Source organism: Myxococcus sp. MH1 (assembly GCF_059738865.1).
This window is the reverse complement of the sequence record NZ_AP026947.1, coordinates 6,792,091-6,812,624: the sequence shown is the minus strand read 5'-3', so window position 1 is coordinate 6,812,624 and position 20,534 is coordinate 6,792,091. Positions and strand designations below refer to the sequence as shown.

Genomic DNA, 20,534 nt, shown 5'->3' with positions numbered 1-20,534 from the left:
GCGGGCTCAGTACGGGGCGTCGTCGGGCTGCGTGTCGGCGCCCGGCGCGCTGTCGGCCGGAGGCGTCGACTTCCTCGGCGCCTTCGTCGAGCCGAGCGAGCTCTTGAAGCTGCCGAAGGGAGTGTCGATGCGCTGCTCGTCGCGTGTCTCGATGGCGTAGCCCTCCGGCGCGCACACGGCCTTCGCGGTGTCACGGATGGAGACGATGGGCGTGTCGACGGCGGTGCGCTCTCGCGTGGTCGACTTGGCGACGAGCTTGTCCTCGCGCATCAGCACGCACTGGTCGTCGCCGTAGTACCAGGCGGAGGACCGGTCGGGGAACTCGTGGGCGCGGGTGGGGCCCTGGCCCATGGCCTCGACGACCTCCCGGGACGTCATGCCGGGGTAGAGCTTCTGGAAGCCACCGGGGCCGGCACAGCCGGAGGCGGCGAGGGCGGCGACGAGCAGGACAGTGCGCATGGCGGCAAGCCTAGCCCGCGCGAGTCGGTCGCCTCCAGGTGCCGCGTGGGCGGTGCTCCTACAGCTCCTGGTCCAGCCAGCGGATGATGGCATCCCGGATGGAGGAGGGGCGCTCGGAGGAGGGGCGCGGGCGGGGCAGGCGGAAGGCGCCGTCCCACTCGCGGCGTCGCAGGACGGGCTGGGGCTCGCCCAGACGCGGGGAGGCGCCTCGCTGGGCGAGCATGCTCACGACTGGCCCTCGGGCTTGGCGGCGCCGCGGCCGTACTTGCCGAGCAGGTCCTCCACCGCCTCGCGCAGGTACTCGCTCTGGTGGATGCGGGTGCGCCGCGCCAGCTCGCGCAGCTTCTGCACCTGCTCCTCGGGGACCAGGACGTGGGTGGAGACGATGTCGGCCTCGGGGCCCCGCGCGTCGACGGGCGTCTCCGTGGCGCCCGGTGACGGGGCGAGCTCGGGGCTCAGGGGGCTGGCGCTTCCATCCTGCATGGGGGTTCCTCCCGGGGGGACTGCTACAGGCCGCTACTGACGTGTCCGGGCATTAGGAGGGTGGTCCGGGGACTCGTCAACAAAACGGCCCGGCCCCCGAGGGGTGGAAGTGACACCTTTGTTAGCCGGTTTCTCAAATTGGTGTGCTAATCCGCGCCTTCCTCACCTGGAGCACACTGATGAACTTCCGTCGTCTGATGGTTGCGGTGGTCGCTGTGTTTTCTTTCTCCGCCTTCGCGGAGGGGGGTCGGGAAGTCGCGACGGTGGCCAAGGCGTGTACGCCGGTGCCGTTCTCGCTGACGTCCATCAATGCCTCATCACTGGAGCCCGCTCGCGCGACGTGGAACCTGGGCTCCAACGGTGGTGCGTGGCACTACCTGCATCCGATTGCCGCGTACATCACGCCCCAGTGTCCCACCACGCCCACCACCATCCAGGCGGTGATGCAGGAGCTGGCGTGGGAGAACCAGGGCTTCCCCTCCGCCGAGGATGGGACGTTCACCAACCGGGCCGGTCTGTCGCAGAGCATCCTGTTGACGTCGAACTACTACGGCAACGGGCTGGCGCTGCTGGCCGCCATCGACGCCTTCGCGGGCGGTGGCGAGGTGCAGGCGTGGCTGTCGACGCAGGAGGTGCCGTGCCACAACTGCCATGAGTTCAACCAGTTCGCGGTGCTGTACTACCCGGCCAGCCGCAAGGTCGTCGTGCTGCAGGGCTACACCGGCTACGACTCCTGACGTCTCGTCGTCCCCGGGCGCCGGTCCCCTGTCCTGGGGCCGGCGCCTTTTTCATTTCATGTATCAATCCAGGTCTCCTCGGGGCCCGCGGCGCTGTGACGGGATTGACACGTTGTGTGGCCGGGTGCTCACGTTATTATGATTTTCCCCGAGTAGCTCACCTGGAGCGGAATGATGCGTCTTCGCAAGGTATTGATTGCATGTCTGGCGTTGTCTGGAGCGACGGGCTGTATGGATTCGGGTGGGGAGCCGGCGCCAGAGCCGGCGCTGGCGGTCTCCGAGGCGGAGGCGACGGCGACGCGCATCTACGCGTCCGAGGCGTCGCTGGAGCTGAGCTTCGAGACGATGGGCACGTTCGAGACGCGCAACGGGGTGCGCTCGCTGGTGTTGAAGGCGACGGCGAACCGGTATCTGCAGTATGTGTTCAGCTTCGTGCCGGATGACGCCTTCGGCACGGCGAACATCATCAGCGAGCGCCGCTTCGAGGTGGTGCTGCCGGTGGGGCACGAGCTGAACTCCATCCTCTCCGGGCTGCCGCTGTTCATCACGGTGAACACCTTCACGGGCACGCCCACGCAGTACACGGCGCGCATCGAGGTGTACCCGCGCTTCTTCGACTTCCGGGGCACGTCGCCGGTGTGGATCGACGAGAAGGTGGACCCCGTCTATGTGAAGGACCCCATCAGCAGCCTGGTGTACCGGGGCCGCGCGGACGTGCTGGCGGACGGGCTCCTGGTGACGGGGCCGGATGGGATTCCGCAGGTGTCACGCGTGGACGCGGACACCTTCAAGCTGGACTGGTCCTACTCCGCGGTGGAGCAGGCGATGGACCCGACGACGATTCCGCTCGCCTTCAACGTGATTCAGGGCGGGCAGGCGGTGTCGCAGAAGACGGCGCGGCTGGTGCCGAGGGTGACGAGCCTGGCGGTGACGACGGGCGACCCGTACGAGGTCTGGCCGACGCCCGCCTGTGAGCTGTCGGTGTATGACTGCATCCACGCGCAGCCGGCGGGGACGCTGGACTTCGGGCTGTGCGGCTCGTACCGCCAGGTGTCGCGGTGCCAGTACGTGACGAACATCTGCGACCAGACGCCGAACGTGCCGTTCGCGCTGACGGAGATCGACGCCTCGGCGCTGGAGGCGGCGCGGGATGCATGGAACGACGGCTCGAACAACGGCGCGTGGCACGGGCTGGACTCCATCTCCGCGTACACCACGCCCCGCTGCTCGCAGCCGGCCGCGAGCCTGCGCGCCGCGTACGACGCGCTCCAGTGGCCGGGGTACCGGGACATCCCGACGTTCGAGGCCGGCACGGTGACCAACCGCGCGGGCCTGGCGAACAGCATCCTCTTGAGCACGAACTACTACGGGGACGGCGCGGCGCTGCTGGCCGCCATCGACGCGTTCACCGGAGGCGGTGAGGTGCAGGCGTGGCTGGGCACCCAGGAGGTGTCGTGCCAGAACTGCCACGAGTTCAACCAGTTCGCGGTGCTGTACTACCCGGCCAGCCGCAAGGTCGTGGTGCTGCGCGGGTACACCGGTTACGACTCGTGAGTTGCTGAGGTCGTGACTCGGGCCGGTGCCCCTGGCCGCGCATGCTGGCGCGGTGGGGCGCCTGGTTGAGTTCCTCCACGAGTGCTCGGTCCGCCGTGGCGAGTGGCCCGGCGGCTCGCTGGCCCTCCTGCGCGGCGACGTGTCCTGGGGGATGGAGGGCCCCGAAGTGTTGGAGGCTCGTGGTGGCCTTCCCGGGGGAGCAGGGGGGGCCAATCTCCACCCGGGTCCTGCCCTTGCAGGCTGGCCCGCGCGGGGATGCCAGGTCCGCTGAAGTCCCGGTGCCACGAAAAGAAAAGCCCCGGAATCACTTGGGAAAGTGATTCCGGGGCAGTGGCCAGGGTCGGACTTGAACCGACTACCTGCGGATTATGAGACCGCCGCTCTAACCAGGTGAGCTACCTGGCCACAAAGTGACGCCCGTATAGCGGGACAAGGACGCCGCCGCAAGGACTTCGACGCAGGGAGGCTCGGGAGGAGCGCCCGAGGCGGACTGTCGGTCCTGGCTCATGGCGGATGGCGCTGGCAGCAGGGCCTCCCGCGCTCCGGGCTTCAGGTCGTGACTCCTGGGCTCTGCGAGAGCGTGAGACCGGTTCTCTGGACCGCCCGCCAATCGACTCTCCAAGGTGGAGCGCCGCATCCTGGGGGGAGGCAACTCTCAGTGGTCACCCAGAACCGGCCAATGAAGTTCCCCTGAGAAGCGGCCAAAGGGGAGGGCCGAGACGTAGACGCCCGGGAGGAGTGGGGCCTCATCTGCGCCACCCACAACCTTCTCAAGCGCTTCCGCGCGACGGCAGCGTTGGGGGTAGCCCAGTTCCGTAGACACCCGAGATGTGATGGACGGAGCCCGGGATGTCGTAAGACCTCGCCGTGCCCCGTCGTGACGGACCGAGCCGCTCATGAGACCTCCGTTGGCCACACGCCAGGAGGTGGTCCGTGGAGTTGGAGAAGGAGTTGGAGCAGTTCCGCCAGGAAGCGCAGCGGTTGAAGGCCGGGAGGCGCAGCGGCTCATTGCCGTTCCCCGAGGCGCTGCGCGCCTTCGCGGTGCGCTACGCCGAGCACACCGTGGCGGCGGGTGGGACAGTGACGGACGCGGGAAAGACGCTGGGCGTGTCCGGACCGACGCTCTACGAATGGCGCAAGGGCCGCTCCCGTCCGAAGCCCGTTGAGACAAGCGCGGCCCTGGTGCCGGTGCGCGTCAGCGCACGTCCCGCCGCAGCCGCGGGGCCGGGAGTGCAGCAGGTAGTGCTGGTGTCGCCGGGCGGCTGGCGAGTCGAAGGACTGAGCGTGGAGAGCGCCGCGCAGCTGCTGGGGACGCTGGGGTGCTGACGCTCACGCGCGCGGTGCGCGTCTTCGCGTACGCGGCTCCGGTGGACATGCGCCGGGGCTTCGATGGATTGAGCGCGCTCGTCGAGCAGCAGTTGGGACAACAGTTGCTCAAGGGCGACGTCTTCCACTTCGTCGGTCGGTGTCGGCGTCGAGCCAAGGTGCTGCACTTCGACGGCACGGGCCTGGTGCTGCTCACCAAGAGGCTCTTCCGGGGACGCTTCGCCAGGCCCTGGAGCGAGGAGGGCGCGCAGGCGGTGGAACTGACGGTGAGTGAGCTGTCCCTCTTCCTGGAAGGCTGCGAGCTGGCGGGGCGGTGGAAGCTGTCGCCTCCGGCCGTGGACGACAAAGTCCTTGCGATAGGGGGTGTGGATCTGATCCTGAGCAGCGAGTGAGCAGACAAGCAGGGGGACCGCCGGGTGACTGATGGTCGATGGGAGGGGAGGTTGCTGGCGGGTTGAGCCACAGGAGGACATCCGACGATGCCGAAGGTGACCATCGAAGTGCCGGAAGGATTCGAGGACAGCGTCAAGGCGCTGGAGGAGACGTTGGAACGCGCGCAAAAGGGCGTGGTGGGTGCAAGCACTGGAGACCTGGCTGCGTTCGACACCGCGTGGCAGGCGGTCAATGCGGGCGTGGAGGAGACTGAGCGGCAATTGAAGCGGAGGTTGCTTCGAGGGCTCGACGTCGATGCCGCCCGAATCCTCATCGAAGGCGAGCCCTACGCGCGCGTCGGCCGGTATGCGGCGAGGTATGGGCTTGATCCGCATCAGTGGACACCAAGGAAGAGGCAGGTACGGTGTCCGACATGACGGAAGTGAAGAAGCCGCGACGTCCCCGGCGTAGCTACACGGAGGAAGTCAAGGCTGGGGCGGTGAGGCTGGTACTGGAGGAGGGCAAGACGACGTCCCAGGTGGCAAGGGACCTGGACTTGACGCTGTCGGCCTTGAGGATGTGGGTGGACCAGGCGCGGGCCGACAAAGGCCAGGGTAAGCCTGGAGCACTGACGAGTGCGGAGCGGCAGGAGCTCACGAAGCTGCGCAAGCAGGTGCGCGAGCTGGAAATGGAGCGGGCGCTCCTAAAAAAACTACACCGGCAAATATGGCCTGAGCCCCAGGTGTTGTCCTTCTGAAGGGGGGATACCACCATGGCTCGAACGACTGCTCACCCTGTTGCCACCCGTGAGGTGAGGGTCGACAGCGAGCGGCGGCGCTGCGAGGCGTGCGGCGCGCGGACGCGTGCGGACTGGCGCTCCCGCCGCTGCGTGACGACGCTCACCGGCTGCGTGGGATTGTCGGTGCAGGTGCGGGTGTGCCACCGAGAGGGGTGCCTGCTGGAGGGCGTGTCGTTGCGGGCCGAGGGGGAGGGGCGCTGGGTGCTGCCCGAGCACGAGTTCGGCCTGGACGTGCTGGCCTTCATCGGGGCGCAGCGCTACCGGGAGCACCGCAGCGTGCCGGAAATCCACGCCCTGTTACGGCACAAGGGCGTCGCCGTCTCCGCGCGCACCTGCACCAACCTGCTCGACCGCTACGACGAGCTCATCAGCCTCAAGTTGCTCGACTCCGGTCGGGTGCAAGAGGCGCTCAAACGGCAGGGGCGGGCAGTGCTTGCCATTGATGGGCTTGCTCCGGACGTGGGGCACGAGGTGCTCTGGGTGGTGCGCGAGTGCCTGTCGGGGCAGGTGCTGCTGGCGCGGCCCCTGCTGTCCGGAGGCGAGCAGGAACTGGTACCGCTCCTCGAAGAAGTGAAGCGCACGCTGGGGCGGGTGCCCATCGTCGGCGTGGTGTCCGATGGGCAGCGGAGCATCCGAAACGCCTTGGCCCACGCATTGCCACAGGTGCCGCACCAACTCTGCCACTTCCACTACCTGCGTGAAGCGGCGCGTCCCCTCTACGAGGCGGACCGGCACGCGAAGAAGGAATTGAAGAAGCGGGTGCGCGAGGTGAGGAAGGTCGAACGGACCGTGGAAGGCCGTCAGGATGCGGGCGCTCGCGCCACGCAAGCCTATGCGGCGGCCGTCCGCAGCGCCCTCACCGACGACCACCGCCCACCCCTCAAACCTTCCGGACTGCTACTGCGCCGACGTCTGGGCGCCATTGAGAAGAGCCTGGAGCGGGTGTCAAAAGGGGGGCCTGCCCACCAGAATTGAGCCGCCTGCACGCGGTGCTGCGCAACGCACTCAGGGCCACTGCCGCGAGTTGGCCCGCCCTTGCGCGGGCCTACCGGTGGGTGGAACGCACTGCAGCCATCCTCAAGAACGAGCCTGGCCTGGACGCCGCAGGAGTGCGACGCCGGCTCGCCGCGCTGCTGGCCGCCATGGTGCGCTGGACACGCCGACGTCATCAGGGCGTCCTGCGTCAGGCACTCGCTCACTTCCTGCTCGAAACGCGTCGCTACTGGAAGGGCCTCTTCCACTGCTACGACGTGCCGGAGCTGCCGCGCACCGACAATGACCTGGAACACCTCTTCGGCACTTGTCGCTACCACGAGCGGCGAGCCTCGGGCCGGGTGCGCGGGAGCGCCGGCCTCGTCGTGCGCGGTGGGGTCCGGCTGCCCGCCATCGCTGCAGCCCAACTGCTCCCAGCGCTCGACGGCACCCACCTGGCACCGGGAGACCTCGACGCCTGGCGGACGCTGCGCGCTCAGTTGGAACAGCGGCGCGTCCCTCGCGTCATGGGCCGGCGCTTCCGCGCAGACCCGGACAGCTACCTCCGAGGCATCGAAGAGGAGCTCAGGCCATATTTGCCGGTGTAGTTTTTTTAGGAAGTCACGCTCCATCTGCAACTGGCGGTTCTCCTTACGCAGCCGCGCCAGTTCCTCACGCTCGGCTGTCGTCAGCGCTCCCGCCTTGCCCTGGCCCCGGTCCGCCCGGGCTCGTCGCTCCACCCAGGTGCGAAGGGCCGTCTCGGTGAGGTCCAGGTCTCGCGCCACCTGGCCCACCGTCTTGCCCTCCTCCAGCACCAGCCGGACAGCCTCCACCTTGAACTCGGCGGTGAAACTGCGGCGCTTCCTTCTCTGCTTCGTATCCGTGGACATCCTTGGTCCCCTTCATCACATCTCGGGTGTCCACGGAACTGGGGCAGACTCACCCTGCCACTGCCACTCGACGAAGAAGGGCAGAAACGCCAGCTCGACGACGACGCCGATGTCCGCGTCGCACGGGCTGCGCAGGATGCCCTCGCCGTCGCGCACGGGACGGCCTCGGTGCAGCAAGTCGATGCACAGCGGCGTGAGCCGAACGCGCTTGTTCCGATCGCGGTGAGCCGCCCATCCCCGAGTCGCGGCGCGAGCCGTCGCCGCACGCTTACCCTGCGCCGGTGAGGCGGACGCGCCCCTCTACTGGTACTCCTCGATCGCCGGTCTGGCGCAGATGCTCTTGCGGACGAGCGGACCAGGCTCCGGTCCGGTGGGAGCACGTTCGGATGGGCGAGGGAATTGATGCCTGATGGGGAACTTCGTCGGCGGCACGCGAAAACCGCATAATCCTTCATCAGATCAACCTTCCGCTTGCCTGGCCACCGCAATCTTCCCGTATAGTGGACCGATGCCTGATCCGGAATGCGCATGAGTTCATCAAGCCGAGACCTCCGAAACCTGGCTCGGGGAAGTGGCACTTTTCATGTTCACCGACGCGAAATCCTGAGGGGCATACTCGACACCTCGGGAGCCGAGCAACAACGGCTCTCGCCCTTCTTGGCAAGCAAATTCTTCCGCCTGCCGGAAGGCTGGACCGTATTCGAGTTCGACCCCAAGGACTGGCAGTTGTGCGAGCGTTTGCTCGCATCGCGGCATCCCTCAGTGGAGGCGCGGCTCCTTGAGATTGTCCTTGCATATGCTGACGCCAACAGTGAGTCCGTCGCGCGGCTGTACGCACTCGGCTCAAGTATAAGCGACCGCCTTCTCCAGCGAACTCCCGTTGCGTTGGATCCGGCTAGCGACGAATTGGGGTCCGTAGACTCGCAGTCGCTCTTTGGCCTGCGGCTCAAGTGCGCCTCAAACCACTCAGCGACCGAGACGATGATCGAGCGCCTCGAGCATGGACTCTCATCAAAGGGGTGGGCCCGCGCGCGGCTGGTCCACCCAATGGTGTACCATTTCTCCAGCACCCCGCCCGCTGCAGCACTGGATAACTTTCTGTCCTACGTCGTTACCGGGAGAGAGCACGACGCCGAAAAGCTAGCGTTGAAGCTGATGCTAAGCGACGAGGCCGCGCGCGAGACCTCGCTCGCATTTAAGTGCTTCATCGGGTTGATGGGACACCCGTATGACGCTATCGAATTCGTCCTTGACCACGTTGAGCACGAGATCGCGTCGGGAACGCGCTTAGCGAGGCATCTGGCGAGCTTCCTCTCCGACATCGCCGATCAGCAGCCTCGTTCCCGTGCCGGAATGATATCGTCGATGGTGCGCGAGCGCGTTGACTTCATTCTCGGAACGCGCTCGGACCGCCTCGCAGAACGGTTCAGCTTGTCGCGGGACGAACTCGACGGCTACGCCACCCTCTGCAATCTCGACCCCGTGGCAGGGCTCTTTGACGAAGGCGCATCAATGCCGTTCGGCGTGCTGACGAACATGCGCGTCAGGGAGTATCCGGACCCGTCGCAATTCACCATCATCGTGGGCGACCACGCGGTCTGGCACTTCGTCGACGCCGGCCGCTTCATCGGGTCAATGCTCCGCTCAATCTACATGATCGAGCGGGCAGCGCGCGACTTGGAAGTGCGGGATGCTTTCCGCCTGATGTGCTTCCTAGGATTTGTGAATCCGTTCGTCGCCTCAACGCCATCCGCAATGGTGATGATGAGGCGCCTGCACGATCACGGTGTCGACATTCTGCCGCCGCATGAGATCCAGCGGTCCACCGATGCCGAGATCAGTCGTCGGGTTCCGTTCCGCGACCGTCTCTGGATCAATGAACTCCAATGGAGGTTACGGCATCTTGAGGAGGAGGGACGGATAGCGGAATGGCTGAGTGTCGTCAGGTCCCAGACGCGCCTTCGGCCATCGTACCTGACTGGGATCAACTGGCACTGGGTAGAGGAAATCATAGCGACTCGGCGGTTGAAGCCGTTCCGTAACTTGGACGGGGCCTACCTGTTCATCCTCATGGAACTCGAGACCAACGCCGACCCGCTTCGCCTTCGCCTCACTCTGGAGCCGTTGCTCAGGGGCATGGACTTCCAGTCAGCCGTCGACACCATCATCAAAGAGTTCGGTTCCGCCGCACCCGCTCTGGTCCGCCGTTACTTGACTACGCAAAACCTATTGGCTACTGGAATGGCGCCCAATTATATCGCAGCGATGGACCAACGCGTTCGGGCAATGGAATCTTGCATCCGACGGTTTGGCTTCGGCGTGCTCCTCACGGAGTATGTCTACGAAAGCGAGGTGAAGGCACTCACAGCGGAACTCCTTCTCACCGATGTAAACGCAGGCAAGTTTGAGGTGCCTTGGGAAACGTTCCGAAAGGATGCGAACGACGCAAACCAAAACCTCTACCAAGCCGTCGAGAGTTTGCGTCCCCGCCTTGACGACGCTGGGCCTTTGACGGCCATCGTTGAGACACCTATTACGTTCCCGAACGGGCGCACACAGGTGTTCAGGGTTCGGCAACGCGACCAATCCCTTTTCGCGTGCGTCATGGCGGTCCTCGAAGGTTTCATGCAGCACCCCGCGTTTGGATTGGAGGTCGTCCTTTCAGGACGGTTCCGGCACAACAACCTACTTCAGGAGTTGTGGTCTGCGATGGCTGAAGTCGTCGCCGCGACCATACCGTCGGTGTCGCGGCAGAGAAGGGCTGCGCTTGTCGAGGACTACAAACTGGCTACCGAGCAATGGGTCGATGCTTGGTGCGGAAGCCGCCTCCAGACCAAACGGGTCGAGAAGCCCGATGGGCTGTTTGACTTGATCCCGGAACCCAAAGAATTGGACGCACTCTTGGCCAGAGCGAGGGAGGCGGACGGTATGCTTGCGGTGACGGATATCGTCATCGAATGGATCAAGGGCAAGCTTCGCGGACAGGTGGCTGCGGCACGGTCGGCGTTTGAGCAGGAAGTGGCGACCGGCTTGGTCGCGCCGTTCATTGCGATCCGGGATAGGCAAGCCGGCAGCACGAGCTACCGCGAGGCAGATGTCCATTTAGTACACAACGCCGTTAACGACGCCGTTCAACGACGGATCGCAGACCTGCGCAACTGGTTCGACGGCGTTGACGCCGTGACGTCCGGTCCCATCTCCTTAAGCCAACTCAGCCTAGCGGCCGAGGCGCTATTCGAGAACTTGATCCCCGGCAAAACGTTGAAAGTGGTCATGGATTCCGAAGCCCACTCCGTATCGTTCGGCCCTCGGCACGTGAAGATCGCGTTCGACATGTTGCGTGAACTCTACTTCAACGCGCTGCGCCACGGCTTGGGGCCGGAAGTGGAATTGAAGATCGACCGCCGCGAGGGCGCGCCCGAGTACTTTGCGTTTCGGAATGCGGCCGACGCATGCTCGGTCGATGACCTCGGGGAACGGAGCGTTGAGGGTCACGTGTATCATAGTCGGAACGAGGCCGTGACGCGTGAGGGTAACTCCGGTCTAGCGAAGATTGCCGCGAGTTCAGCCACCCTTGTCGGTCACGATGCGTGTGTGCTCTGCCGGCGCACTGAGCGCGCGTTCGAGGTCCTGGTATCGGTTCGTAACGGGGTTCCGGCTTGATGCGCGTCCTTGCGGTGGAGGACAACGATCCGAAATGGTCCCGCATCGAGGCGGTGCTCCGCCAAGGATTGGGCTCCATTGATGTCGTTCGCGCGCGCGACCTTCGAGATGCTGAGCGTCTCGTCGAGGAGGGGGGATGGGACCTCCTGATCCTGGACATCTCCCTCGACATCCGCGCCGGCGGCGACCGCGGCGGACGTGGCGCGCACGACTATACTGGCGGCCTCAAGATCGCTGGCCGGATGTTCTACCTTGAGTGCGAGGTGCCTACGATAGTAGTTACCGGCTTCGACGCATTCCCAACAGCAGCGCCGGCCGCAGGGCATGAGGTGATCCTCGGCTTGGAGGATGTGGGCCGTCAGGCGCGCAGATTCCTTGGACACCATTTGCTGGGCGCCGTGCGCTTCGGCTCTGCCGGTTGGGACGCTGATCTTCTCGAACTGCTCAAGGGAGTGGGCCGCGCATGAGAATCCTGATCATTCATGACCGTCCAGACGTGGGCGCCGAGCTACAGCGCATCGCGAATGAGGCTGCCGGCGCCGGGTCGAAGGTCGACCTAGTCCAGGATGTCTGGTCCGCCCGTGACAGGCTGAAGGCCGGTTTCCACGATCTGGTGGCCATCGACCTTACCCTTCCGATCAAGGCTGGAAACGCGAATGTCAGCCTCGCGAACACGCAGCTCCTGCTTGAGGAGATATTCGAAGGCGAAGAGGTCAAGGCCCCTTCGGACGTGATTGGCATCAGCAAGGACCCCGAAGTCCTGGACGTCTTACGGACAAGCATCGGTCAGCATCTGATGGGTTGCCTGCACGAGGATGCTGAGGGGACGTGGCGAGAAGCGTTCAAGGCGAAGGTTAGCTACGTGATGCGGGCGAGGACGGCCCGTCGCCTAGTGACGAACTCAAGCCATGACGTCGACCTGATCCTCCTAACGGCACTGGATAAGGAAGCCAAGCCGTACGCCGACATCTTCGAACTGAGCCCGTCCGACGACCTCGATGGGGCGAAGGACTTCTCCTTCACCGATGCCTTCGGCCGGATGCGTCGAGGCCTCCTCTACTCGATCGGGCAAGCCGGGCAGCCCCCGTGCGCATCGGTGACCCAAGTTTTGCTAACCCAGTTCCGCCCGAAGCTGATCGTCCTAACGGGGTTCTGCGGGGGTGTTGCCAAGCGCACAGCGATCGGCGACCTCGTGGCGTTTAGAAGTGCTTCGGCATGGGACTACGGGAAGTGGGAGGAGGTCGACGGACCAAACGGCACGGAGACGGTGTTCAGGCCGCGCCCGATGCCGCTGAATTGCCCAGGCAACGGCATTAGCAAGACGATCCGCCGGATGACCGAGGGCGGCTACAACCCTACCCCGCACACACTCGCTGCGGTCACGAAGCAAAGCGAGGGACGTATTGCGAACTGGAAGGTGCATGAGAGGGGCGCAGGCTCTGGTTCGGCGGTCGTCACCAGCTTGAAGACTCTCAGTCAAATCACCGACCGGGACGAGGAGATCTGGGCCATCGACATGGAGAGCTATGCTTTCTATTACGCCTGCCTAAACACGCCAGTCCTCACTCCAGACTTCATCTGCCTGAAGTCGGTAGCCGACCACTGTAACGGCGAAAAAAATAGCATCTATCATGCCGTCTGCAGTACGATTTCTGCCCGCTTTGCGCATGAGGTAGTTACACATCACTACAATTTCGGCGTATAGCCTTCTCGGTGAGCGTCAAGGTAGTTGTCGCGTGAGAGGGTTCAGCCGGCGTCCCTCACTTCCAGCAGAGGCGGGATGAGGTTGGGCGCGGGGTTGAGGCGCACGGGGCCCACCGGTGACCAGTCGCGCGTGCCGCGACTCCAGCGCTCGGGGTGACGGGCTTGCGCACGTTGGTATACCCCGTGGCGTCGAGCCAGCAGTGCCGTCTCGCGGCCGAAGTGCCTGTCGTCGGGTGTGACGAATCGGATGGCCGAATGTCGGTGCTCGGTGTTGTACCAGTCCACGAAGCGCGTCACCCAGTCGTGCGCGTTCTCGACGGAGGCGAAGGGCCTCAGGGGAAAGCTGGGGCGGTACCCCCCTGTGTCAGGGAAGTTGTCGCCTCGGCGGATAAGCCGAGCTGACGACGCCTTGGGGGCGAGAGCAGGCAGGACGTGGTGCCGTACACGGATGCATTCAAGACGCAGATGGTGAAGCGGATGGTGGGCCCGGGAGCGGTGAGTGCCGCGGCGCTGGCCCGGCAGGTGGGAGTGTCCCAACCGACGCTGTCGCAGTGGTTGCGCGAGGCGAATAGGGTGGCGGCGATGACGCCCCCACCTGAAGAGAAGAAGCCCACCGCGCCCGCAGGGCCGAAGAAGTGGACGCCGGAGGAGAAGCTGCGCGTGCTGGCGGCAACCCAGGGGCTCACAGTCGAAGAGTTGGGGGCCCTCTTGCGCAGCGAGGGGCTGCACGAGGCGCAGCTGAAGGAGTGGCAGCAAGCCGCAGCGGGGGCGCTCTCGGGTAGCGCCACGGAGCCGCTGCCGGCCAAGGAGCGCAAACGCCTGGCCGCCGCCGAGAAGCGGGTGAAGGAACTCGAGCGGGAGCTGCACCGCAAGGAGAAGGCGCTGACGGAGGCGGCGGCGCTGCTGGTGCTCGAAAAAAAACTACACCGGCAAATATGGCCTGAGCCCCAGGTGTTGTCCTTCTGAAGGGGGATACCACCATGGCTCGAACGACTGCTCGCCCTGTTGCCACCCGTGAGGTGAGGGTCGACAGCGAGCGGCGGCGCTGCGAGGCGTGCGGCGCGCGGACGCGTGCGGACTGGCGCTCCCGCCGCTGCGTGACGACGCTCACCGGCTGCGTGGGATTGTCGGTGCAGGTGCGGGTGTGCCACCGAGAGGGGTGCCTGCTGGAGGGCGTGTCGTTGCGGGCCGAGGGGGAGGGGCGCTGGGTGCTGCCCGAGCACGAGTTCGGCCTGGACGTGCTGGCCTTCATCGGGGCGCAGCGCTACCGGGAGCACCGCAGCGTGCCGGAAATCCACGCCCTGTTACGGCACAAGGGCGTCGCCGTCTCCGCGCGCACCTGCACCAACCTGCTCGACCGCTACGACGAGCTCATCAGCCTCAAGTTGCTCGACTCCGGTCGGGTGCAAGAGGCGCTCAAACGGCAGGGGCGGGCAGTGCTTGCCATTGATGGGCTTGCTCCGGACGTGGGGCACGAGGTGCTCTGGGTGGTGCGCGAGTGCCTGTCGGGGCAGGTGCTGCTGGCGCGGCCCCTGCTGTCCGGAGGCGAGCAGGAACTGGTACCGCTCCTCGAAGAAGTGAAGCGCACGCTGGGGCGGGTGCCCATCGTCGGCGTGGTGTCCGATGGGCAGCGGAGCATCCGAAACGCCTTGGCCCACGCATTGCCACAGGTGCCGCACCAACTCTGCCACTTCCACTACCTGCGTGAAGCGGCGCGTCCCCTCTACGAGGCGGACCGGCATGCGAAGAAGGAATTGAAGAAGCGGGTGCGCGAGGTGAGGAAGGTCGAACGGACCGTGGAAGGCCGTCAGGATGCGGGCGCTCGCGCCACGCAAGCCTATGCGGCGGCCGTCCGCAGCGCCCTCACCGACGACCACCGCCCACCCCTCAAACCTTCCGGACTGCTACTGCTCCGACGTCTGGGCGCCATTGAGAAGAGCCTGGAGCGGGTGTCAAAAGGGGGGCCTGCCCACCAGAATTGAGCCGCCTGCACGCGGTGCTGCGCAACGTATCCGTCCGGTCAGCGACGTGGCGTAAGCGGTTGAAGACGGACGAGGTCCGTGCCCGGTAGACGCCACGACCGGAGGGGTGTTCAGGGAATGGGTTGGAGGTGCGACTCGGGAGGACCTGTGGTCTGCCGACGCTTCCACTCGTGCGGCAGCAGCTCTGCGATGCGCGAGTTGGGATGCGTCTGGACGCGTAGCAGGACGTCGGCCAGGTACGCCTCGGGATTGACGCCGTTGGCCTCGCAGGTGGCCACCAGGGCGTAGAGGCCCGCAAGGTTCTCTCCGGCGGCTTCGTGCCCGACGAAGAGGAAGTTCTTCCGGCCCAGAGCAATGGGAGTTTCATTGTGCGTCACCTCTGCGGGGCGTTGTCGACCGCTTCACGCGACGGCGGGGCTTGCTCGCGCCGCGAGGGCTCCTACGTCGCTTGTGGACGGCCTCAAGCACGTGTGTCGCTCGCAGGTCCTCCGCTCGAATCTGCCACGGAGCATCCGGCATCACCTGCTTGGCGGGGAGAAGCCCACACTGGATGAGTTTTCGAATGGCTTGGTTCGGCACGCCGAGGGCTGCGGCAGCATCCCGCATGGTGAGCCAGCCGCTGTCCTGCCGGCCAGAGGCGTAGGCTGGAATTCGGGCCGTCCGTCGGTACGCAGCGACGCGCCTATGGGTCCACGCAAGGCCGTGGCCAGTTCGGTGGCCCGCCTGGTTGAGACGTACCGCCATGGCCGCGTCAGACTGCTCGCCAGCCATCGCACGAATCATCGCATCGGCGTCGGCGGAGGTCGTGTCCCTATATGTGTGTAGTCGGCGAGCAGGGACGAGCGGGAAAGAGGGAAGCTCCTCGGTGAAACCAACCGAGACGGTCTCCCCCTGGCAGGGGAGCCGAGGAGTTCCCTGAAGTGGACGATACCGAGTTTGCCGCGCCCTCGCACGAGGAGGTGCGCACCGACGTGCGAGGCCTGTTCCTGGGAGCCATCCGCATGACGCTGGAGATGCTGCTGGAGGAGGAGATTCGGGGGCTGGTGGGGGCCGGGCGCTGGCAGCAGGTGGCGGGGCGGAAAGACCAGCGCAACGGCAGCTACCTGCGCGGCCTGCTGACGTCCATGGGGCACCTGGAGGTGGCCGTGCCCCGGACGCGGGCCAGCGGCTCGGCGGAGGCCGTCCTGGGTCGCTACAAGCGGCGCAGCGAAGAGCTCGACGAGGCGATTACCAGCGCGTACGTGCAGGGCGTCTCCACGCGGAAGATGGGTCGGGTGACGCGAGCGCTCATGGGCGAGGAGGTTTCGCGTTCGACGGTGAGCCGAGTGACGAAGTCCCTCGAAGAGAAGGTGGAGGCCCTTCGCACCCAGCCTCTCACCCAGGCCTTCCCCTACCTGTACCTGGATGCCACCTTCCTGGACGCCCGGTGGGCGCGCACGGTGCAGAACGTGTCGGCCCTGGTGGCCTACGGCGTGGGAGAGGATGGGCACCGGCACCTGTTGGCCGTGACTCTGGGTGGCAGCGAGTCGCAGGACTCCTGGCTGGAGCTGCTGCGCCAACTGCTCGAGCGAGGGTTGAGGGGCGTGCGCCTGGTTATCGCCGACGGGCACGCGGGGCTGGCCGCCGCGGCCCGGCAGGCACTGCCCGAGGCCCAGCTCCAGCGCTGCACGGTGCACCTCACCCGGAACGTCCTCGCCAAGGCTCCCTGGCGCCTGCGAGGACGCCTCGGCAAGGAGACCTCGGCCGTCTTCGAGGCCCCCTCTCTCCTGGACGCCAGGAAGCGTCTGGAGGCGCTCCAGGCCGGACTGGGCCGCCAGGTCCCCGAGGCCATGGAGTGCCTGCGCGAGGGCTTCGCCGCCGCCACCTGCTTCTTCTCCTTCCCCAAGGCCCACTGGAAGCGCCTGCGCAGCACCAACGGCCTGGAGCGTCTGCACGGCGAAGTGAAGCGCCGCATCCGCTCCGTGGGCGCCTTCCCGGACCGTGCCAGCGCGCTGCGTCTCATCACCGCCGTCGCCCTCGAAGTGACTGGTATCTGGGACGACCGCCGCTACCTCGACATGGCCCTGCTCAACTCAACCCCAGACACTGCCGCTGATTGACACCGCCAAGGAGCATTCCTCCCCTGCCTCCCTCCGAACCAACTACACACGATTCGGGACTTGACCTCGGCGGAGGCACGCTTGCGGTGCTCTCCCGTGGCGGGCTTGCGTGCTCGCACCTCTGAGTGCTGCCCACCCCGCCAGTGAATGATGAGCACCAGCTCTCGGCGAGCATCGTCGATGTCGACGACTACCTCCTCAATCAGGGTACGCACCAGTCGCTGCTTCAAGGCGGCATCCGCCCCTGAGGCGTCCCATGCTGTGCGCAGGTCGCCTGCCAAACGTAACAGCGCTTCGCGGTCCGGGACGGAGGCAGACGAAGGCTCCCGCTCACTGACGCGCTGCTCGCATGCACGCAGCCGCATTCCATCGCGCTTCCAACTCGGCGGCGACGAGTCGATTGTCCGGGTCAACGGCTTCGTAGCGACGCTGTGCGAGACGCACCTCGTAGTTCGCCTGCTCCTTCTCGAGTTCGAGGGCGCGCCGCCGCTCGGCGTGTTGCTGCTGGGCAAGGTCCATGGCGGCTATTGCTGCTTCCACGGCGACGGGAGCGACGGCTCGCAGCACCTCGGCCGCAACGAGGTCGTCCGGCCGAGAGGAGCCGAAGGAGATGCAGGGCGCGGTGCCGTGGGCCTCCCGGCCCCGGTGACAGAGGTAGCGCGCGCGGCGCGGCGGACGCCCGGTGTACGCCACGAGGAGCATGCGCCCACAGCGGCGGCAACGCAGCAGGCCCGAGAGCAGGGCTCCTCCGCCTCTTGCCGACTTCGCGCTGCCAGCAGGGCGGCGGTGCGCGTTGCGCCGCAGGCGTTCCTGGTTGCGCTCGAACTCTTCCCAGCAAATGTAGCCTGCATGATGGTCTCTCAGCAGCACCGTCCATAGGTGCATGGGACGGGGGTGCCCGTAGCTCTTCGTAAGGCGCCCCTCGACAAGCTGGGTGCGCTGGGTCGACTTCCCATACGCATACACGCCTGCGTAGACAGGATTCTGTAACACGCTGATGATGTTGCGGTAGGTCGGTGGCGTCCAGCACCTGGGTGCCCCCCACCGCTTGCCATCGCTCGGCCGTGGGAACAGGTGGCGCTCACGGCACATGGACAGATGCACCTGCCGTGCGCTCTCCAGGCGCGCGAAGAGTCGGAATACCGTACGGATGGCTTCCTGCACGCGCCGGTCCGGGTCTATTTCCAAGGCAGGCCCCTGGGCCCACAGGTAACCGACCGGCACGGGAATATGGAGTTCCCCGCGCCGTGCCTTGGCCTGCGCTCCGTCGATGAGCCGGCGGCGCATCAGGGTCAGCTCGAATTCACTGATGGTCCCCTTCAGCCCGAGGAGTAGCCGGTCATTCGGCACGCTCGGGTCATAGGCACCGTCGCCGTCGACAACGCGAGCATCCACAAGGCCACACAACTCCAGGAGGTGGTGCCACTCACGACCGTTGCGCGCCAGCCGGGAAGCCTCCAGGCAGAAGACGGCTCCAACGCGGCCCTGGCAAAGTTGTGCTACCAGCGCCTCGAAGCCCGGACGGGCGATCGTCCCGCTGGCCGAGCGGCCAAGGTCTTCATCGATGGTGACGACGTCACGGAATCCGTAGGCGCGCGCCAGGTCAGCGAGCGCATACTGGCGGCGCTGACTCTCCACGTTGTCCTGAACCTGCGCGACGGTGGATTGACGGACGTAGACGATGGCGCGCCGCTGCAGGACCGTCTCCGGCAACTCAGTACGGTTCATCGCCGGCCTCCGTCGCGGCGCCGTCGCCGCGGCTTGGCGGAGGCACCGTGCTCAGCAGGAGCTGCGCGAGCAGCAGTACCACTTGGTGGTGCTGCTCTTCGGTGACCCGGGGACTCGGCGCCCTTCCGAGCGGGAGCGAGAGCTGTTTCGGCTTCCTTTCCTGGTGGTTGGCCATGCGCGACCTCCACCCTCAAGCCTGAGGTGGTTGCCGACGCGTGCTCGGATGCCTGCGCGTCGAGCAACCGGCGCAAATCGCGAAGTGCCTCCAACGAAACCCGCGGAATGCCGAAAGTCAGCGTCGCGCAAGCCGCCCGCTCCAGCATCCAGGCGGGGACAACCGCTCGCGAGCCATCAAGCAGTTCGCAAATAGCGACTTGCTCTCCTTTGCGATGTTCTCGGTACAGGACTGGAACCTGCTGGCCCACCAAGGGGTGCCATTGGTATTGGACCTGGGCAACTTCCGCGATGCTTACGGCAGAATGAACGGGGCGTTGCTGCCTTTCGCAGCGCCGCCTCCGAGCGGTTGTTGTTCAAAGGCAGCCGCTCGTTGTCGACGAAGCGCGTGAGGGCCTCCCACTGCTTCGTCGCGTAGGAGAGGGCCTGTCCCATGGGGCTCTTCGGCGGGTGGCGCGGCGTCTGGACTGCGAGCCACGTCGACAGACGCGCGAGAATGCGAGTGCTGGACTCCTGGCGCAGCGCTCGGTGCGCCGCGGTGCCCACGAGGTCCGCGTCCCGCGCCTGGGCTTCCACGCGGTAGAGCTCGAGGATGAAGTCCATCGCCTCGCGGGCTTCGGGCGCGGTAGAGAGTGCCTCGAAGAAGCGACGACGCAGGTGGGCCCAGCAGCCGACGCGCGTGCGGCCCTCCGGCAGCGTCACCGCGTTGTAGCCGGTGTACCCATCCACCACGAGCGCGCCCGTGGTGTCACCCAGCACGTCCTTGGCTGTCTTGCCCGCGCGGCCCAGGCTGAAGCGGTAGCCGATGAGCCACTCACCCTGGGGCGTCTGGGTGAGAAACGTCCAGAGGTAGCCCCGGCGCGTCTTCTTCACATCCAGCACCCGCAGCGGCGTCTCGTCGGCCCACACCACCTCCGCCGAGGCGATGCACTGCAGGAGGTGAGAGGACAGCGGCAGCAGCGTCTGGGCGGACTGGTGGAAGAGGTCCGTCAGCGTGCTGCGGCTCATGGGGACGCCGCCGCGCTCCATCCGCTGGGCCAGCCGGTGCAGGGGCATGGCGTCCGCGCACTTGGAGACGACGACGTGCGCCAGGAGGCCCGGGCCGTACTCGCCCTTGTCCACCACCTTGGGCGGCGCGGGCGCGGTGACGACGCCTCGGCCACACGCGCACGCCAGGACTTCTTGCGCGTGTACCTGCTTCTCGAAGAAGGCCGGCACGTACTCGTACACCACCGTCCGGCGCCCCTCTCCCAAGGGCTTCAAAGCCTCGCTGCCGCACGCCGGGCAGCGCCGCTCCTCCGCGGGCACCTCGTGCGGGACTTCGCGCTCCACAGCCCCGGCGGCCTTGCGTGCCGCGCGCTCGCGGCGCGTCTGCAGTGCGCTCGCGGCCCGGGCCGCCTCGTCCTCCGGGCTGGTGGATGACGGCCTGAGCTCCATGGCCACCGGCGGCAGCTTCTCCGTCTTCCTGCCGAAGACGCGCCGCTCCAGCGCCGCCATCTTCGCCTCCAGCGAGGTCATCCGCTCGCGAAGCTCTTCGGCTTCCTCGCGCCAGGGGCAGAAGTGGTCTTGGGGCAGCTCTCGTGGCACCTGGT

Annotated in this window: 18 protein-coding genes, 1 tRNA gene and 6 pseudogenes; 13 read left to right on the top strand and 12 right to left on the bottom strand. The window is 66.3% G+C overall.

Translation table 11 applies throughout. The features are described from left to right. Positions 1-6: 6 nt before the first annotated feature. From AC6JA9_RS26460 to AC6JA9_RS26450, 3 genes are read right to left on the bottom strand one after another with little or no spacing between them, the layout of a single operon-like run. Complete coding sequence (locus tag AC6JA9_RS26460; protein WP_223751994.1) at positions 7-459, bottom strand: hypothetical protein; 453 nt, start codon at positions 457-459, stop codon at positions 7-9. Positions 460-517: 58 nt separating this feature from the next. Next, entirely contained in the window at positions 518-688 is a 171-nt protein-coding gene (locus AC6JA9_RS26455; protein ID WP_223752028.1) for a hypothetical protein, read from the bottom strand. Further along, the gene (locus AC6JA9_RS26450) at positions 685-942 is read right to left on the bottom strand and encodes a ribbon-helix-helix domain-containing protein (RefSeq protein ID WP_046714565.1); all 258 of its coding nucleotides are present in this window, start codon (positions 940-942) and stop codon (positions 685-687) included. The genes AC6JA9_RS26455 and AC6JA9_RS26450 overlap by 4 nt, the downstream gene beginning before the upstream one ends. Before the next feature lie 179 nt (positions 943-1,121). On the opposite strand from AC6JA9_RS26450, the gene AC6JA9_RS26445 reads away from it, so the two are divergent. Continuing rightward, on the top strand, positions 1,122-1,679 hold the full coding sequence (locus AC6JA9_RS26445; RefSeq protein ID WP_223751993.1) for a hypothetical protein: 558 nt from the start codon (positions 1,122-1,124) through the stop codon (positions 1,677-1,679). Between the two features lie 231 nt (positions 1,680-1,910). Next, positions 1,911-3,233, top strand: coding sequence for a hypothetical protein (locus AC6JA9_RS26440; RefSeq protein WP_483578191.1), 1,323 nt, complete (start codon positions 1,911-1,913; stop codon positions 3,231-3,233). Between the two features lie 331 nt (positions 3,234-3,564). Here AC6JA9_RS26440 and AC6JA9_RS26435 read toward each other — a convergent pair. Next, positions 3,565-3,638: transfer RNA gene (locus AC6JA9_RS26435), tRNA-Ile, on the bottom strand. Between the two features lie 528 nt (positions 3,639-4,166). Between AC6JA9_RS26435 and AC6JA9_RS26430 the strand changes: the two genes are divergently transcribed. The 5 genes and pseudogenes from AC6JA9_RS26430 (at position 4,167) to AC6JA9_RS26410 (ending at position 7,310) form a co-directional block, all read left to right on the top strand. Continuing rightward, entirely contained in the window at positions 4,167-4,559 is a 393-nt protein-coding gene (locus tag AC6JA9_RS26430) for a helix-turn-helix domain-containing protein (RefSeq protein WP_483578190.1), read from the top strand. Then, positions 4,553-4,951, top strand: a complete 399-nt coding sequence (gene tnpB / locus AC6JA9_RS26425; RefSeq protein ID WP_497958018.1) for an IS66 family insertion sequence element accessory protein TnpB — start codon at positions 4,553-4,555, stop codon at positions 4,949-4,951. The genes AC6JA9_RS26430 and tnpB overlap by 7 nt, the downstream gene beginning before the upstream one ends. Before the next feature lie 87 nt (positions 4,952-5,038). Continuing rightward, positions 5,039-5,368, top strand: a complete 330-nt coding sequence (locus tag AC6JA9_RS26420) for a hypothetical protein (RefSeq protein ID WP_223786100.1) — start codon at positions 5,039-5,041, stop codon at positions 5,366-5,368. Continuing rightward, positions 5,365-5,643, top strand: a pseudogene (locus AC6JA9_RS26415) (transposase); the annotation flags it as partial. The gene AC6JA9_RS26420 and the pseudogene AC6JA9_RS26415, both read left to right, overlap by 4 nt. Before the next feature lie 60 nt (positions 5,644-5,703). After that, a protein-coding gene (locus AC6JA9_RS26410; protein WP_483578188.1) for an ISNCY family transposase occupies positions 5,704-7,310 on the top strand; the annotation gives its coding sequence in 2 pieces (ribosomal slippage) (positions 5,704-6,676 and positions 6,676-7,310; 1,608 coding nt in all). Here AC6JA9_RS26410 and AC6JA9_RS26405 read toward each other — a convergent pair. Further along, a pseudogene (locus AC6JA9_RS26405) lies at positions 7,311-7,592 on the bottom strand (transposase); the annotation flags it as partial. A 15-nt stretch (positions 7,593-7,607) separates the two neighbouring features. Continuing rightward, complete coding sequence (locus AC6JA9_RS26400; RefSeq protein WP_223786062.1) at positions 7,608-7,748, bottom strand: hypothetical protein; 141 nt, start codon at positions 7,746-7,748, stop codon at positions 7,608-7,610. A 501-nt stretch (positions 7,749-8,249) separates the two neighbouring features. Between AC6JA9_RS26400 and AC6JA9_RS26395 the strand changes: the two genes are divergently transcribed. From AC6JA9_RS26395 to AC6JA9_RS26385, 3 genes are read left to right on the top strand one after another with little or no spacing between them, the layout of a single operon-like run. Next, positions 8,250-11,255, top strand: a complete 3,006-nt coding sequence (locus AC6JA9_RS26395; protein ID WP_497958017.1) for a hypothetical protein — start codon at positions 8,250-8,252, stop codon at positions 11,253-11,255. Further along, entirely contained in the window at positions 11,252-11,722 is a 471-nt protein-coding gene (locus AC6JA9_RS26390; RefSeq protein WP_223786060.1) for a response regulator, read from the top strand. The genes AC6JA9_RS26395 and AC6JA9_RS26390 overlap by 4 nt, the downstream gene beginning before the upstream one ends. Then, positions 11,719-12,960 carry a phosphorylase family protein gene (locus AC6JA9_RS26385; protein WP_223786059.1) on the top strand — a complete coding sequence of 414 codons (1,242 nt, stop codon included), beginning with the start codon at positions 11,719-11,721 and terminating at the stop codon, positions 12,958-12,960. The genes AC6JA9_RS26390 and AC6JA9_RS26385 overlap by 4 nt, the downstream gene beginning before the upstream one ends. 41 nt (positions 12,961-13,001) lie before the next feature. Here AC6JA9_RS26385 and AC6JA9_RS26380 read toward each other — a convergent pair. Beyond that, positions 13,002-13,313, bottom strand: a pseudogene (locus tag AC6JA9_RS26380) (integrase core domain-containing protein); the annotation flags it as partial. A 78-nt stretch (positions 13,314-13,391) separates the two neighbouring features. Here AC6JA9_RS26380 and AC6JA9_RS26375 point away from each other — a divergent pair. Both AC6JA9_RS26375 and AC6JA9_RS26370 read left to right on the top strand, forming a co-directional pair. Next, positions 13,392-13,925, top strand: coding sequence for a transposase (locus AC6JA9_RS26375; RefSeq protein ID WP_223786058.1), 534 nt, complete (start codon positions 13,392-13,394; stop codon positions 13,923-13,925). A gap of 53 nt (positions 13,926-13,978) precedes the next feature. Beyond that, positions 13,979-14,923: pseudogene (locus AC6JA9_RS26370) on the top strand (transposase); the annotation flags it as partial. A gap of 128 nt (positions 14,924-15,051) precedes the next feature. On the opposite strand, the pseudogene AC6JA9_RS26365 reads toward AC6JA9_RS26370, so the two are convergent. Beyond that, a pseudogene (locus AC6JA9_RS26365) lies at positions 15,052-15,294 on the bottom strand (transposase domain-containing protein); the annotation flags it as partial. 567 nt (positions 15,295-15,861) lie between these two features. Here AC6JA9_RS26365 and AC6JA9_RS26360 point away from each other — a divergent pair. Continuing rightward, complete coding sequence (locus AC6JA9_RS26360) at positions 15,862-17,040, top strand: IS256 family transposase (protein WP_483578187.1); 1,179 nt, start codon at positions 15,862-15,864, stop codon at positions 17,038-17,040. A 330-nt stretch (positions 17,041-17,370) separates the two neighbouring features. Here the strand turns inward: AC6JA9_RS26360 and AC6JA9_RS26355 are convergent, their stop codons facing one another. From AC6JA9_RS26355 to tnpC, 4 genes and pseudogenes are all read right to left on the bottom strand, one after another. Continuing rightward, positions 17,371-18,768 carry a recombinase family protein gene (locus AC6JA9_RS26355; protein ID WP_483578186.1) on the bottom strand — a complete coding sequence of 466 codons (1,398 nt, stop codon included), beginning with the start codon at positions 18,766-18,768 and terminating at the stop codon, positions 17,371-17,373. Continuing rightward, a complete protein-coding gene (locus tag AC6JA9_RS26350) occupies positions 18,755-18,943 on the bottom strand; it encodes a hypothetical protein (protein ID WP_426745045.1) in 189 nt (62 codons plus the stop codon). The genes AC6JA9_RS26355 and AC6JA9_RS26350 overlap by 14 nt, the downstream gene beginning before the upstream one ends. Positions 18,944-19,061: 118 nt before the next feature. After that, positions 19,062-19,172 (bottom strand): annotated as a pseudogene (locus AC6JA9_RS26345) (hypothetical protein); the annotation flags it as partial. Next, a complete protein-coding gene (gene tnpC / locus AC6JA9_RS26340) occupies positions 19,120-20,460 on the bottom strand; it encodes an IS66 family transposase (RefSeq protein WP_497958016.1) in 1,341 nt (446 codons plus the stop codon). The pseudogene AC6JA9_RS26345 and the gene tnpC, both read right to left, overlap by 53 nt. Between the last annotated feature and the right edge of the window lie 74 nt (positions 20,461-20,534).

Coding starts and splice junctions, on each gene's coding strand:
- AC6JA9_RS26450 (WP_046714565.1), bottom strand. CDS start 942: ATGCAGGATGGAAGCGCCAGCCCCCTGAGCCCCGAGCTCGCCCCGTCA.
- tnpC (WP_497958016.1), bottom strand. CDS start 20,460: ATGACCTCGCTGGAGGCGAAGATGGCGGCGCTGGAGCGGCGCGTCTTC.
- AC6JA9_RS26460 (WP_223751994.1), bottom strand. CDS start 459: ATGCGCACTGTCCTGCTCGTCGCCGCCCTCGCCGCCTCCGGCTGTGCC.
- AC6JA9_RS26420 (WP_223786100.1), top strand. CDS start 5,039: ATGCCGAAGGTGACCATCGAAGTGCCGGAAGGATTCGAGGACAGCGTC.
- AC6JA9_RS26445 (WP_223751993.1), top strand. CDS start 1,122: ATGAACTTCCGTCGTCTGATGGTTGCGGTGGTCGCTGTGTTTTCTTTC.
- AC6JA9_RS26350 (WP_426745045.1), bottom strand. CDS start 18,943: ATGGCCAACCACCAGGAAAGGAAGCCGAAACAGCTCTCGCTCCCGCTC.
- AC6JA9_RS26355 (WP_483578186.1), bottom strand. CDS start 18,768: ATGAACCGTACTGAGTTGCCGGAGACGGTCCTGCAGCGGCGCGCCATC.
- AC6JA9_RS26385 (WP_223786059.1), top strand. CDS start 11,719: ATGAGAATCCTGATCATTCATGACCGTCCAGACGTGGGCGCCGAGCTA.
- AC6JA9_RS26440 (WP_483578191.1), top strand. CDS start 1,911: ATGGATTCGGGTGGGGAGCCGGCGCCAGAGCCGGCGCTGGCGGTCTCC.